Here is a 14,302-nt window from a genome sequence, read left to right on the forward strand (position 1 = left end):
GTGGGATCATCCACATGCTGATCATTAGGCGAGTTCGCCCAGAGGCGGTTCAAATTATTTGAGGCGCTGGGCAGGGCCTTGGCGGATGTTGCGTCAGGTACCGGGGCTTGGCATGCCCGGCAAGCTGGGCCAAGCTTGCATGGGCCTGCAGCAGTTGCTCTACTACGGGCCTTTCATCGATAGCGCTGATGATTACTATCAAAGGGCCCGCCTGTCGGCGCGGTAAAACCCGCTTGTATAATCGCCTTCGATTTTTCCCCGCTTTCCGCGCCTGCTCAAGGCGTCATTTCCCCCATGGAACCCAGCACCATGCCAAGCGCAAGCCAGGCCCCTAGCGGCCTTCCCGAACACAATCAACAGAGCGTCAAACAGCAGTGGCTGGCGATTCTCTCGGTCGCGGTGGGCGCCTTTGCCCTGGTGACCAGCGAGTTTCTGCCGGTGGGCGTACTCAACGATGTCGCCAGCGACCTGGGCATCAGTGCCGGTCATGCCGGCCTGATGGTGACGCTGCCCGGCATCATGGCCGCACTCGCCGCGCCCTTGCTGTCGGTGGGCATCGGCGCGATGGACCGGCGCTACCTGCTGATCGGCCTGACCCTGATCATGATCATCGCCAATGCGGTGGTGGCCTACGCCACCGACTTCAGCCTGCTGCTGTTCGGCCGTGTGCTGCTGGGGGTGAGCATCGGCGGGTTCTGGGCCACGGCCATCGCCCTCAGCGGCCGCCTGGCCCCCAAGGGTGTTGGGGTAGCCCAGGCCACCTCGATCATCATGGTGGGTGTGACCCTGGCCACCGTGCTGGGCGTGCCCGTCGGCACCTGGCTCAGCGGCCTGATGGGCTGGCGCATGACCTTCCTGGTGACCGCGCTGGTGGGTGTACCGGTGCTGCTGGCCCAGGTGTTCCTGCTGCCGCGGCTCAACCCCGACAAGGCCATTCGCATCAGTGACCTGCCGGCACTGTTCATCAATCCGCAAGCCCGGGTCGGCCTGATTGCGGTGTTGCTGATCGGCCTGGCGCACTTTGCCGCGTACACCTACGTGGCACCGTTTTTCAAGCAAAGCGCCGGCTTCGATGGGCCGACCATTGGCTCGCTGCTGTTGCTGTATGGCGTGGCCGGGGTGCTGGGGAATGTCTTCGCCGGGTTTGCCGCCAACCGCAGCGTGCGTTACACGCTGATGCTGGTGGCGCTGATGATTGCCGTCAGCACGGCGCTGTTCCCTTACTTCGCCACCGGCATGACCGGTGCGGTGATGCTGATCGCGCTGTGGGGCTTTGCCTTCGGTGCCTTTCCGGCCTGCGCCAGTATCTGGATGTTCGTGGTAGCGCCCAAGGATGTCGAGCGCGGCATGCCGCTGTTCGTGGCTTTGTTTCAGGTGATCATTGCGCTGGGGTCGTTCTTTGGCGGGCGCATCGTCGACCAGATGGGCAGCTCGGTGCTGCTGAGCCTGGCCACGGCACTGGTGGGCTGCGGGTTTGTCACGGTGCTGGTGCTGGGGCGCAAGGTCAGTAACCGAATGGCGGTTCAGCCTTGCTAGCAGCCCGGCGCATGGGCTGACGTCAATCTTGAGGGGGCCGCGTGTGCGGCCTTGCAGATCGCTGAGATTCGATAGCCCAAATCAGCACTTCATTGCTGATCTACGGCGCATAGAAACACCCGCCCAGCGGGTCAGTCCACACCAGCTCCCCGGTAGCGGGGCGGCGCATCAGGTTGTCGAGCTTGGCATCCACGTCACATTCATGGCGCTGCGCAAATTCCGCCGCCCTGGCGAGTGTGATCAACACCCCCGCCAGCGCGGGATGCTCACCGGCCAAGGCCAGGCACTGTTCAGCAAGCACGGCGTTGGCCGGCAGATCATCATTGTCGTCGAGCAACCCCGACAGCAGGCTGGCAAGTAACGGCTCGCTGGCCTCATCCACGCTTATCAACCTTTCCACTTCGGCCAGCCAGTAGAACTCGTTTTCGCTTCCCCTGAGTGAAGCGTCAGAGGGACCCACGGCGCCATAGTCGTGAATGACCTCGACGACATTACGGTTGCCCTGGGCCCACTGCCGGGCAAGAAAATTGTGGCCGCAACCTTCGAGCGTGAGGCGATAGAGCCTGGTACCGTGCTCGAACAGCATGCTGCTCGAACCCTGGCAAAGGAACGTCGCCTGGTTCAGCGGTGCGCTTGCCAGAATCGCCTGGAAGTGTTTGCCCGCCAGCACCGGTTGATCAGCCATGCCCATTCCCCCCGCTGAAGTTGCCGACCCCTGATGCTTGAACAGCCGCTTTCGAGAGCAGGCCAAGCCTGCTTCTCGGGTGATCCCTTTCCCCAAGCCAGTTGGGGATCAAGGCGCCTTGCGCCGCAAAGTGCTCGACATGCACCACGGTGATTCTGCCGTCTGTGTAGGCCACGGCGTTGATCATCTTCCATGCGCCGGGGCGGGCATGGCGCAACAGCGCGTAGGCAGACGCGACATAGTTCATCCCCGTGCCCAGGCCGAACATCACGATCAGTCGGGTCTCTTGCGGCAGGTCGCGAAGAAAGGCCGTTGTACAGTTGCTGGCCACCGACTTGCCGAACGGGCTGGCAATGAACTTGTCCAGCATCCCGCCGCCTGATCCTTTCCAGGTACCAGCCTTGCGGTCGTGGCGCTCTACGGTGCAACGGATGAGCGATGCGAAATGAAAGCGCCCGTTGTTGTCCGCAATAAGGCGGTCCACCTGTTGCTTGAGCCTGTCAGGCGGGGCGGCGGGGATAAGGCCCACGTGGGCCAGAATCTTGCCCACATTGAGACGACTGCCCTTGTAGGCGATGTCGTCGTGAGGTGTGCTGGCAAGTGCCCCCGCCTGAGTGGGGCCCTTGGAGAAGCCCAGCACAACCACCTCTGGCGTAGTACTGCCCCATGCCAGCGGGTTTGCCGTAATACGCCACTCGCCCTCGGTGCGAGTGGCTACATCGAATGCTGGCGCACTCTCGGTGTGGCAACGCGAGCAGGAGACTCTGCCGTGACGGGGTAAGCAACTCATCAATCCTCCCAAGGTGCCGACGTTTGAAGTAGCAGGGCGCCACAAGATGGACTCGATCCGGCTATTACGCGGCAACTGCGAGCAGCGTAGTTGACGTTGTTTACTTTGCCATCAGCGTGTCTACCGCCCGTTTGTGCTTGGCCAATAGCCGACATGGCGCCTAGCCGGGCACGCGTGCTTCAGTGAGGCCAAGTCGAAGGAAGCTCAATGCATCCTTGTAGAGTGGGTGCCATGCGTCGGATGGCTCGCTATGGAGTGGATGCCAGAAAAACCTGAACGCGTGCCCTCCGTCATCCTGGGTAAAGTGAACCCAGGTGTCGGGAAGCTCGTGGGTGACGTGACACTCATGAAATGCCCACACATGCCCGGTTACCTCAGCGCGCCACACGCCAAGATTTCGTCCCACCGTGCCATTAATTCCGGCTTCCTCGAACAGTTCTCGTACAGCAGCGTCTTCACTCGGCTCACCTGGCTCCACACTTCCCTTGACCAACTGCAGGCCCGCCAACGGATGCGCGAACGCCAGAATCTCCAACGTTTCACGGCTGCGCAGCACCACTGGGCAAGCTTTATCCACTGCCATGTTGTTCTCCCCTTGGCTCATTGCTGTTGAGTGTTGAGCGCGTCGAAAGCTGAACGATGTCAGCTGCCTTCAACACTGCACGATCTTAAAGCATCCATCCGGCTCTGCCGGGTTTTTGCCTCCCTCCCACGTTCAGGACAAACCAGGCAGCACACTGATGAGCCCTGCCCACATGTTGCAGTTTGTTGCCGCAGCCAGATGCCTGGCCTTGAGGTTGACGCAAATCAAGCCGCCGCCTATAGCGTTCGGGAGACCATGGCGGCACGAAAGGAGCGGACCGACAGCAGGCCAACGCCTCGATCCGCATGCGCCACATTGCATAAGGAGCCCCACATGAGCCCGTTGAAGCACGTACTGGTTGCCACCGATTTGTCCACTTCTGCGCGCAACGCAGCAGAGCGGGCCGCACTCCTGAGCCAGGCGCAGCATGCCGCGCTGGACCTTCTCTACGTTGCCAACCCCGCGCCTTACGAGCGCCTCAAGCAGGTTGTGGTACCCGATGACAACCTGTTGAATCGCGTGCTGGAAAGTGCCGGCGAAAACCTGCGTGCAGTGGCTGCCATGCTGTTCCACCGCTACGCCATCTCCGCTGGCACACAGGTCGCGCCCGGTTCGGTGGCTACCGAAATCACCCGTGTGGTGCAAGACAAACACACCAACCTGCTGGTATGCGGGGCCAAGGGGCAGAACCTGGCGCGCCGCCTGCTGGGCTCCACCGTGCAGCGCATGCTGAGCCGCATGCACTGCCCGATGCTGGTGGTCAAACAGGCCCCGCGCGAGGCGTACCGCCGCGTGCTGGTGCCGGTTGATTTTTCGCCTTCGTCGCTGCGTGCCATCACCCTGGCAAAAGCCGTGGCCCCGCAGGCCGAAATCATTCTGATGCACGCGTTCGAAGCGCCCTTCGAGGGCAGCATGCGTTTTGCCTACATCGACCAGGACACCCTCACGCACTACCGCAACGCCATCAAGAAGGATGCCGTGGAGCAACTTGCGGCCCTGAGCGAAGCCGCCGGCCTGCCCAATGCTCGGCAGATCGTGGCACACGGCGACGCAGCCTGGCGGATCGTGGAAACCGAGCAGGAGCTGGACTGCGACCTGATCGTGGTCGGCAAGCAGGGCGAAAGCGCGCTGGAAGAGCTGCTGGTGGGCAGCGTCACCAAGCACGTGCTGAGCGAATCGCAGTGCGATGTGTTGGTGTCGATCTAGGGCCTGTAGGTAGGGCAGGGGGCCGGAAACGCTTGGCACAGCACACGCGATAACGTTTCTGTCGCAAGCGCCGTGCGGCGTTGGTGGCATCCGCAAGGCCCATGTTGCGGATGATGGCGTAATGGTATTGTTGGCTACCGTTACGCCATTCATCAATCGGCACAGAAGAAGTGCTTCATGATCGACACCGCACAGATGGCCCTGATTCTTGATGCGCTGCCCGACCCTGCCTTCATTCTGTCGCGCAGTGGCAAGTACGTTGCGGTGTTTGGTGGCCGCGACGCGCGTTATTACCACGATGGGTCCGGCCTGATCGGCCTGTATATTTCAGACCTGATCAATGCCGACAAGGCGAACTGGTTTCTGGAGCAGATTGCCCGGGCACTGGCCACGGGAAACCTGCTGGTCGCCGAGTACGAGCTGAGCAACAGGGACGTGAAGGGCCTGCCCGATGAGGGCCCCAAGGACCCCATCTGGTTCGAGGGGCGCATCCAGGCCCTGAACTTCAGGGTGGACGAAGAGGAGGTCGTGCTGTGGGTCGCCAGCAATATCTCCGAACGGCACACACTGGAAGTCAGGCTCAGGGAACTGAGCGATACCGACCAGCTCACCGGTCTGTTCAACCGCAGAAAGCTCGAACATGACCTGAAACTGCACCACGAGTCCCTGACACGCTATCGCGTGCCGACGTCGGTGTTCCTGTTCGATCTGGACAACCTCAAGAAAATCAATGATACCCAGGGGCACCACGCCGGCGATCAGATCATCCAGGCGGTGGCCGAGATCTGTCGTTGCGCGCTGCGCACAACGGATTTCGCCTGCCGCCTGGGTGGCGACGAGTTTGTGGTGGGCCTGCCCAATACCGAGCGCGAGCAGGCGCTGCAGCTTGCCGAGCGTCTGCATGAGCGCTTTCGCAAAGAGCTGAGCCGCTATTGGGCAGGCGACACGGTGGTCACCGTGAGCATTGGCGCAACGGCCATGCTGCCCGAGGACCACGCTTACGAGGACACCTTGAAACGGGCCGATCGTGCCCTGTACGTGGCCAAGAGCATGGGCAAGGACCGGATTGTGTGGCTCTGACGCCAGGGTATGGCCAATGTCAGAAAACCCTTGACCTTCCAGACGTGGCAAGTCGGATAAGTACGCGAACGTTGCTTTGCCCCCGCAAAGCAGGTCGACACTCGTGCGAAAGGCCATGTGATGAACGTCAAACGCGTAACCCTTTTCACTGCGGCGCTAAGCGTCGCGCTCACCAGCGTCGGGTGCAAGGAGACGGCACCCGCGACTGAACCCGCCAAGCCTCCCAGTGTTCCGGTAGCCGAGGTGATCGTGCGCCCGGTAACGCCCCATGCCGAATTCACCGGGTCGTTGACCGCGATCAAGCGGGTCGAACTGCGCCCGCGGGTGGCCGGCTACATTCAGGCGGTGAGCGTGCCCGAGGGCCGTATGGTAGAGAAGGGCAGCCAGCTCTTTGTCATCGATCCGCGGCCCTTCCAGGCCGCGCTCGACGCCGCCACCGCACGCCTGCAGGAGGCCCGGGCGGCGTGGCTGCTGGCCCAGGCAGACCATGCCCGAGCCCGGCAACTGTATGCGCAAAAGGTCGTTGCGCGGGACCGGCTCGACAGCGCGATTGCGGCGCTCGATGCGGGCCAGGCCCAGGTCGATGCCGCAAAGGCCGCGCTGGACGCTGCAAAGCTCGACCTGAGCTTCACGCGGGTCACCGCACCGATCAGTGGGCGTGTAGGGCAAACCCTGGTCACCGAAGGCAACTACGTCACCAATGGGGTGACGCCACTGACCACCATCGTCTCTGTCGACCCCCTGCATGTGTACTTCGATGTGGACGAGCGCACGTACCTGCGCTCACTCGCATCAAGCCGCCCTGGCGCGGGCGCGCAGGCGGCGAAGGTGAGCGTGGCGCTGGCCACCGACAAGCAGTACGCGCGGCCCGGCCGCGTCGATTTTCTGGCCAACGCCGCCGATCGCAACACCGGCACGCTGCGTGTTCGCGCGGTGGTCGACAACCCCGACGGGCAGCTGACGCCCGGTTTGTTTGCCAAGGTGAAGCTTGAGACCGGCACGCCACAGGCCAGGGTGCTGATCTCGGACCAATCGATTTCGACCGACCAGGGCAGCCGCTACGTACTGGTGGTGGGCAAGGACGACAAGACCCAGTACCGCCCGGTCGAACTCGGCCCGATGGTGGAGGGCTTGCGCGTGATCGAAAAAGGCCTGCAGCCCGGCGAGCGCATCGTGGTCAAGGGCCTGGTGCGCCCGGACATGCAGGTTACGCCGCAGCCCACCTCGATCGAGGGTTCGCCCGTCAAGGCGCAGCAAACCCTGGGGGCGGCGCAATGACATTCCCGCGCTTCTTCATCGATCGTCCCATTTTTGCCATCGTCCTCTCGATACTGATGATGATTGCCGGCATCGTCGCCTTCTTCCAGCTGCCGCTGAGTGAGTACCCGGCGGTCACGCCGCCGACCGTGCAGGTGACGGCGTCCTATCCGGGGGCCAACCCCCAGGTAATCGCACAAACCGTGGCCGCGCCACTGGAGCAGGCGATTACCGGGGTCGAGGGCATGCTGTACATGGCGTCGCAGTCTGCCACCGATGGCCGGATGGTACTGACCATCACTTTCGCCCAGGGCACCAATGCCGATATTGCGCAGATCCAGGTGCAAAACCGCGTTTCGCGGGTTCTGCCGCGCCTGCCGGCAGAGGTGCAGCACCAGGGCGTGGTCACCCAGAAGACCTCGCCGGACATGCTGATGGTGGTTCACCTGCTGTCTCCCGACAAACGCTACGACCCGCTCTACATGTCCAACTACGCCTACCTTCAGGTGCGCGATGAACTGTCGCGCCTGCCCGGCATCAGCGATGTGCTGGTGTGGGGCGCCGGGGAGTACAGCATGCGGCTGTGGCTCGACCCGGACCTGATCGCCGCGCGCGGGCTCACCGCAGGCGAGGTGATCGAAGCGGTGCGCGAGCAGAACGTGCAGGTGGCAGCGGGGTCGGTCGGCCAGGCGCCCAACGCCACCGCCGCGTTCCAGGTAACCGTGAACACCCTGGGGCGGCTGACCGATGAGCAGCAGTTTGGCGACATCATCATTCGCACCGGCGACGACGGTCAGGTCACGCGCCTGCGCGATGTGGCCCGTATCGAGATGGGCGCCGACTCTTACGCACTACGCAGCCTGCTCGATGGCGAACCGGCCGTTGCGCTGCAGATCATCCAGAGCCCGGGCGCCAATGCCCTGGACGTTGCCCAGGCGGTGCGCGAAACCATGCAGCGGCTGGAGGCGAACTTCCCGGCGGGGCTCACCTCGCGCATTGCCTACGACCCCACGGTGTTCGTGCAGGCCTCGCTGGAGTCGGTGGCCATCACCTTGCTGGAGGCGATCATGCTGGTGGTGATCGTGGTGGTGCTGTTTCTGCACAACTGGCGCGCGTCGCTCATCCCGCTGATGGCGGTGCCGGTGTCGCTGGTGGGCACCTTTGCGGTCATGCACCTGATGGGCTTTTCGCTCAACACCCTGTCGTTGTTCGGCCTGGTGCTGTCGATCGGAATCGTGGTGGACGATGCGATCGTGGTGGTGGAGAACGTCGAGCGTCATATCGAGAACGGCGAGGCGCCGGCCCAGGCCGCCAGGCTTGCCATGGACGAGGTGACCGGGCCCATCATCGCGATCACCTCGGTGCTGGCTGCGGTGTTCATCCCCACGGCGTTCCTCAGCGGCCTGCAGGGCGAGTTCTATCGCCAGTTCGCGCTCACCATTGCCATCTCGACGATTCTGTCGGCGGTCAATTCGCTGACCCTCAGCCCCGCACTCGCCGGGTTGCTGCTGCAGCCACGCCAGCACGGCAACACCCCCGACCCCCGCAGCCTGCGCGGGCGTGCCCGGCGGTTGCTCGGCACCCTTGGCCGGCCGTTCCAGCGTGCACCGCAGGCCTATGGCAACACAGTGCGCAAGGTGGTCCGGCTCAGCGGCCTGGTGCTTGTGGTGTACGTCGGCCTGCTGGGGTTGACCGCGTTCGGCTTCAATGCCGTGCCACCGGGCTTTGTACCGATGCAGGACAAGTACTACCTGGTGGCCATCGCCCAGTTGCCCAACGCGTCGTCGCTGGACCGCACCGAAGCGGTGGCCAGGCAGATGTCACAGCTGGCCCTGGCCGAGCCGGGCGTCGAAAGCGTGGTGGCGTTCCCGGGGCTTTCAATCAACGGTTTCGTCAACGTGCCCAACGCCGCGGTGATGTTCATCATGCTCGACCCGTTCAAGGAGCGTGCCTCGCCGGACCTGGCTGCAATCGCCATCGCCGGGCGCCTGCAGGCCAGGTTCGCGGGCATTCCCGATGGTTTTCTTGGGGTGTTTCCGCCACCCCCGGTGCCCGGCCTGGGTGCCACCGGCGGCTTCAAGATGCAGGTCGAGGACCGCAGCGGCGCGGGGCTGGAGGCCCTGGTGCAGCACACCCGCATCCTGATGATGAAGGCCACCGAGTCGGGGCAGTTGGCCGGGCTGATGACCAGCCTCGATATCAATGCACCGCAGCTCGACGTGGTCATCGACCGGGCCCAGGTCAAGAGCCAGGGCGTGCGCCTGACCGATGTGTTCGAGGCGCTGCAGGTGTACCTGGGTTCGCTGTACGTCAACGACTTCAACCGCTTTGGCCGCACCTACAAGGTCACGGCGCAGGCCGACACGGACCACCGCATGCAGGCCGAAGCCATCGGCCGCCTGCAGGTGCGCAATGCGGCCGGGGCCATGCTGCCGTTGTCGGCGTTTGTCAGCGTTACGCCAAGCTCCGGCCCGGACCGGGTGATTCACTACAACGGCTACCCCTCGGCGGACATTTCGGGGGGGGCAATGCCGGGCGTGAGTTCAGGGCAGGCGGTTGCGCTGATGGAGCATCTGGCCGGGGACATGCTGCCTGAAGGCATGACCTTCGAATGGACGGACCTGACCTACCAGCAGAAGCTGGCCGGCGATTCGGCGCTGTTCATCTTCCCGCTGTGCGTGTTGCTGGCCTACCTGATTCTGGCGGCGCAGTACAACAGCTGGCTGCTGCCCCTGGCGGTGCTGCTGATTGTGCCGATGTGCCTGTTGAGCGCGATCATCGGGGTGTGGCTGATGGAGGGCGACAACAACGTGTTCGTGCAGATCGGGCTGATCGTGCTGGTGGGCCTGGCCGCCAAGAACGCGATCCTCATCGTCGAGTTCGCCCGCACCCTGGAAGCGCGGGGGGCGAGTGTGCTGGAGGCGGTTGTGGAGGCATGCCGGTTGCGCCTGCGCCCGATCGTGATGACGTCCCTGGCCTTCGTCGCCGGCGTCGTGCCGCTGGTGCTTGCCAGCGGCGCAGGTGCCGAGATGCGCCAGGCCATGGGGGTGGCGGTGTTTGCCGGCATGCTCGGGGTGACGCTGTTCGGGTTGTTCCTGACCCCGGTTTTCTATGTGGTGATCCGTGGCCTGGCGGCCCGCTTCGAGCGGCACACGCCCACAGCCCAGCCTGCCCTGGAGGAGCGCCGTTCATGAGCCTTTGCTATCGAGCTGTTCTGGCGCCCCTGGCCACCCTCATGCTGCTGGCCGGGTGTGCTGCAGTGGGCCCCGACTACGTTGCGCCGTCGCTGCCGGCAACGCAGCTTCCCGCGCGCTTCGATGAGCTGCCTGCCGGGCTTGGCCCCGGCAGCGTCGAGGCCCGGTGGTGGGGTGCCTTTGACGAGCCGGCGTTGACCGGGCTGGTTCAGCGGGCGCTTGCCGCCAACCATGACATCGCGATTGCTGCCGTGCGGCTCGAAGAGGCCAGGGCGATGTTGCGCGAAAGCCGCCAGGGTTTCCTTCCGCGTGGCGGCCCTGCGCTCAGCTACGAGAACCGCCGCTGGAGCGAAGTGCAGACACCGGCTGGCCAGTCGCGGCAGAACGAAACCTATCGGGGGGCGGTCGATGCGTCCTGGGAAATCGACCTGTTCGGCCGCGTGCGCCGCTCGGTGGAGGCCGCACGCGCCCAGGCCGGTTCGCGCGAGGCGTTGCTGCGCGGGGTGCAGGCGAGTGTGGCGGCCGAGGTGGCGGCCACCTGGTTCGAGCTGCGGGGCATCGAGGCCGAGTTGGCGGTTGCCGCCGATACCCGCCAAAGCCAGCGCGACAGCCTGAGCATGGTCGAACGCCAGGTGAACGCCGGGGCGGCCACCGAGTTCGACCGGCTGCGGGCCGAGGCCCTGTTGCGCTCGGTCGAGGTGAGCGTGCGCGAGCTGGAACGTCGGCGGGATGCCTCGGTCAACGCCCTGGCGATCCTGCTGGGCGAGCCGCCGCAGCGGTTCACACCACCGGCCGCCGAGCCTGGGGATCAGGCGCTGGCCCAGCGCCCGATCGCCGTCGGTGAGCCCACGGCGTTACTCTGGAGACGCTCCGACATTGCCGCCGCAGAACGCGCCCTTGCGGCCGCCACGGCGCAAATCGGGGTCGAGACGGCGGGCCTCTATCCCGAGGTGCAGGTGCAGGGCTCCATCGGTGTGGTCACCGGAAGCCTCGACGGGATGAGTGGCGCGGGCGCGCTGTCGAGCTTTATCGGCCCGATGATTCGCTGGTCGCTGCTGGACACCGGGCGTGTACGTGCCCGGATCGCCGCCAGCGAGGCACGCGCCAGGGAGGCGTTGATCGTGTACGACCAGACGGTAGTGCGCGCGTTGCAGGAAACCGATGATGCCTTCAAGGCCCACGGGGCTGCGAGCAATACCCTGAGGCTGCGATTGCTCGAATCGGCGGCCAACGGCGAGGCGGCGCGGCTTGCCCGGGCGCGGTTCTCGGAGGGCGAGGGCGTCTATCTGGATGTGCTTGAGGCCGAGCGCGCCGATTACGCCAGCAGACGCGCCCTGACCGCCGCACGTACCCGACAACGCCTGGCGGTTGTGGGCATCTACAAGGCGTTGGGCGGTGGCTGGGAAGTCTGCGCGCAGGCCCGGCAGCCGTGCGACGGCGCCTCTCTCTAGCGTTCCATCGGGCAAAAATAATCCCCGAAACCGGGGATTATTTTCATACGGCTTCCACCAGCGTGTTACTGCTGTCCAGTACCGTCGGGCAACGCATAGGCAATGATGTAGTCGCCCACATCAGGCGAATGGCTCATGCCGCCCGCCGAGATCACCACATACTGCTTGCCGGTCGCCGGCGACTGGTAGATCAGCGGCGCTGCCACTGCACCTACCGGCAGGCGGGCTTTCCACACCTCCTTGCCGGTGGCCGAGTCCAGGGCCCGCAGGTAGTAGTCCTGGGTGCCGGCAAAGAACACCAGCCCCGAGGCGGTCGAGGTAGGGCCGCCCAGCGTCGGCATGCCCAGCGGGATCGGCAGGTGGGTCTTGAGGCCCAGGGGGCCGGTGTCCTGCACGGTGCCCAGCGGTACCTGCCACACCAGTTTCTGGGTGTTCAAGTCGATGGCGCTCATGCTGCCGAACGGCGGGGTGTTGCACGGCACGCCCAGGGGGGATTGCAGGATGTCGATTTTTACCCCGCCATAGATGCCCGCCACTTGTGGGCGAATCGTGCCCATGAAGCCCGGCACCTCATCGGTGGAAACCTTGAACTTGCTGGTGTTTTCCTTGGTGACCAGCGCCATGCGCAGCGGTACGCGCATGTCGTTGACGAACATCATGCCGGTGTTTTCGTCGATGGAGATGCCACCCCAGTTCATGCCACCCAGCAGGCCCGGCCATTCGATGTAGGGCTTTTCGGTCGGCGGGGTGAAGGGGCCCACATACACCGAGTCCTTGAACATGATGCGGCAGTACAGCTGGTCGAAGGTGCTCACGCCCCACATGGACTTCTCGGTCAGGGGCTCGGCACCAATCACCGGCATGCCCACCGAGTGCGGTTGGGTCGGTGCCAGGTGTTCGCCTTCGGCGGCGGGGGATGTCGGTACGGGCAGCTCCTGAACTTCAGTCACCGGCTGGCCGGTGCGGCGGTCCAGCACGAAGATGTTGCCGGTCTTGGTGGTCTGGATCAGCACCGGGGTCTTCTCGCCCTGGGCGTTCTTGATGTCGTACAGCACCGGTTGCGAGGGCAGGTCGTAGTCCCACACGTCGTGGTGCACAGTCTGGTACACCCACTTGGCCTTGCCGGTCGAGGCATCGACGGCCACCACGGCCGAGCCGTACTTTTCCTTGGCCTGGTTGCGGTCGCCACCCCAGTAGTCGGGCGGGCCGTTGCCGGTGGGCAGGTACACCAGGTTCAGTGCCTTGTCGTAGGTGGGCACGGTCCACACGTTGGGGGTTTCCAGGGTGAACTGGTGGTCGCTGGCGGTTGCGTCCTGGCCTTCAGGCGCACCGATGTCCCAGGCCCACACCAGCGCACCGGTCAGCACGTCGAAGGCACGCACGGCGCCCGACGGCTCCTTGGCGACGATGTCGCGCACCCAGCCGCCGACCACGGTGAGGTGGCCCATTACCACGGGCAGGGAGGTGGGGTGGTAGCGCTTGCTGTTCTCGGTGGGGCCCATGCCTTTTTTCAGGTCGACATAACCGTTGTCGCCAAAGCTCGGGCACAGGGTGCCGGTGTGTGCGTCCAGGGCAAACAGGCGGGCGTCGACCGACGACACCAGGATGCGCTGGCGGCACTGCTGCTCGCCATACGAGGCCTTGACCTCGGCGCTCAGGCTGTCGTCCTTGTCGATGTCGTGGTAGCCCACGCCGCGGCACGTCACGTGCTCGGCGCTGCGCGCGTGCGGGTCGAACTTCCAGATCGGCTTGCCCGTGTCGGCGTCGAGGGCGGTGATCAGGTTTTCTGGCGTGCATGAATACAGCACGTTGCCGATCTGCAGCGGGGTGTTCTCGTCCACGCCGGCACCGGCGCCCGTGGTTCTGCGGCCGGTGCGGTAGATCCAGGCCACTTGCAGGTCCTTGACGTTCGCCGGGGTGATCTGGCTGAACGGCGCAAAGCGCGTGCCCGAGGCGTTACGGCCGAAGAACTCCCAGTTTTCCGGCGCGGCGGGGGCTTCGGTTGGCGCAGGCTTGGCCGTGGAGGCGAGCGGGGTGGAGATTGCACCGTGCGGGTAGAACGCCGCCACGAAGGTCGCGATCAGCCCCGCGAACACCGCAAAGCCGAAGCGGTTGGCCAGGCGTCGGGTGCTTGCCGAAGTGCCGGGCAAGGCTGCGCCGACCCACAGGCTGAGGGTCAGGATGATTGCCGGTACCACCAGGCGTGGCAGCAGTTCCCAGTAGCTGAACTGGCCGACTTCGTAGAATGCCCACACACAGGTTGCCAGGGCGATGGCTACCGAAAGGGCGATGCTGGCGCTTTTGCGCAGGAACATCAGCGCTGCCAGCAGCAGGTATGCAACGCCTGCGATCAGGTAGTACGGCGAGCCATCGAGTGCTACCAGTTTGAAGCCGCCGTAGATCATCGCCAGCGATACGAGCAGCACCAGCAAGGCAAACAGCACCCTTGCGGTGGTGCCGAGTGCAAACTTCCGAGTTTGCGGTTGATGGTCATCCGTCATTTTTTTCATACGTTCCGTT

10 protein-coding genes are annotated in these 14,302 nt (G+C 64.5%); 6 read left to right on the forward strand and 4 right to left on the reverse strand.

The genetic code is table 11. From position 1 onward, the window contains the following. The first annotated feature begins 309 nt into the window (after positions 1 to 309). The gene (locus MF6396_RS11110) at positions 310 to 1,536 is read left to right on the forward strand and encodes an MFS transporter (protein WP_043859956.1); all 1,227 of its coding nucleotides are present in this window, start codon (positions 310 to 312) and stop codon (positions 1,534 to 1,536) included. Between the two features lie 100 nt (positions 1,537 to 1,636). On the opposite strand, the gene MF6396_RS11115 is transcribed toward MF6396_RS11110, so the two are convergent. From MF6396_RS11115 to MF6396_RS11125, 3 genes are all read right to left on the reverse strand, one after another. After that, positions 1,637 to 2,221 carry a hypothetical protein gene (locus MF6396_RS11115; RefSeq protein WP_143516649.1) on the reverse strand — a complete coding sequence of 195 codons (585 nt, stop codon included), beginning with the start codon at positions 2,219 to 2,221 and terminating at the stop codon, positions 1,637 to 1,639. Continuing rightward, entirely contained in the window at positions 2,214 to 2,861 is a 648-nt protein-coding gene (locus MF6396_RS11120; protein ID WP_196932420.1) for a hypothetical protein, read from the reverse strand. Before MF6396_RS11120 ends, MF6396_RS11115 begins: the two co-directional genes overlap by 8 nt. 310 nt (positions 2,862 to 3,171) lie before the next feature. Beyond that, positions 3,172 to 3,594 (reverse strand): NUDIX hydrolase, encoded by a 423-nt coding sequence (locus tag MF6396_RS11125; protein WP_078480302.1) that lies wholly within the window; start codon positions 3,592 to 3,594, stop codon positions 3,172 to 3,174. 333 nt (positions 3,595 to 3,927) lie between these two features. On the opposite strand from MF6396_RS11125, the gene MF6396_RS11130 reads away from it, so the two are divergent. From MF6396_RS11130 to MF6396_RS11150, 5 genes are all read left to right on the forward strand, one after another. Beyond that, a complete protein-coding gene (locus MF6396_RS11130) occupies positions 3,928 to 4,800 on the forward strand; it encodes a universal stress protein (protein WP_058540078.1) in 873 nt (290 codons plus the stop codon). Positions 4,801 to 4,977: 177 nt separating this feature from the next. Further along, complete coding sequence (locus MF6396_RS11135; RefSeq protein ID WP_078480303.1) at positions 4,978 to 5,880, forward strand: GGDEF domain-containing protein; 903 nt, start codon at positions 4,978 to 4,980, stop codon at positions 5,878 to 5,880. Positions 5,881 to 6,000: 120 nt separating this feature from the next. Next, positions 6,001 to 7,158 carry an efflux RND transporter periplasmic adaptor subunit gene (locus MF6396_RS11140; RefSeq protein ID WP_078480304.1) on the forward strand — a complete coding sequence of 386 codons (1,158 nt, stop codon included), beginning with the start codon at positions 6,001 to 6,003 and terminating at the stop codon, positions 7,156 to 7,158. Further along, on the forward strand, positions 7,155 to 10,331 hold the full coding sequence (locus MF6396_RS11145) for an efflux RND transporter permease subunit (protein ID WP_078480305.1): 3,177 nt from the start codon (positions 7,155 to 7,157) through the stop codon (positions 10,329 to 10,331). The genes MF6396_RS11140 and MF6396_RS11145 overlap by 4 nt, the downstream gene beginning before the upstream one ends. Next, complete coding sequence (locus MF6396_RS11150; RefSeq protein WP_078480306.1) at positions 10,328 to 11,782, forward strand: efflux transporter outer membrane subunit; 1,455 nt, start codon at positions 10,328 to 10,330, stop codon at positions 11,780 to 11,782. Before MF6396_RS11145 ends, MF6396_RS11150 begins: the two co-directional genes overlap by 4 nt. 65 nt (positions 11,783 to 11,847) lie before the next feature. On the opposite strand, the gene MF6396_RS11155 is transcribed toward MF6396_RS11150, so the two are convergent. Then, positions 11,848 to 14,283: a membrane-bound PQQ-dependent dehydrogenase, glucose/quinate/shikimate family gene (locus MF6396_RS11155; protein ID WP_078480307.1), complete on the reverse strand. Its 2,436-nt coding sequence runs from the start codon at positions 14,281 to 14,283 to the stop codon at positions 11,848 to 11,850. Positions 14,284 to 14,302 lie beyond the last annotated feature (19 nt).

The sequence above is a fragment of the Pseudomonas sp. MF6396 genome, from assembly GCF_002018915.1.
Lineage (GTDB): Bacteria > Pseudomonadota > Gammaproteobacteria > Pseudomonadales > Pseudomonadaceae > Aquipseudomonas > Aquipseudomonas palmensis.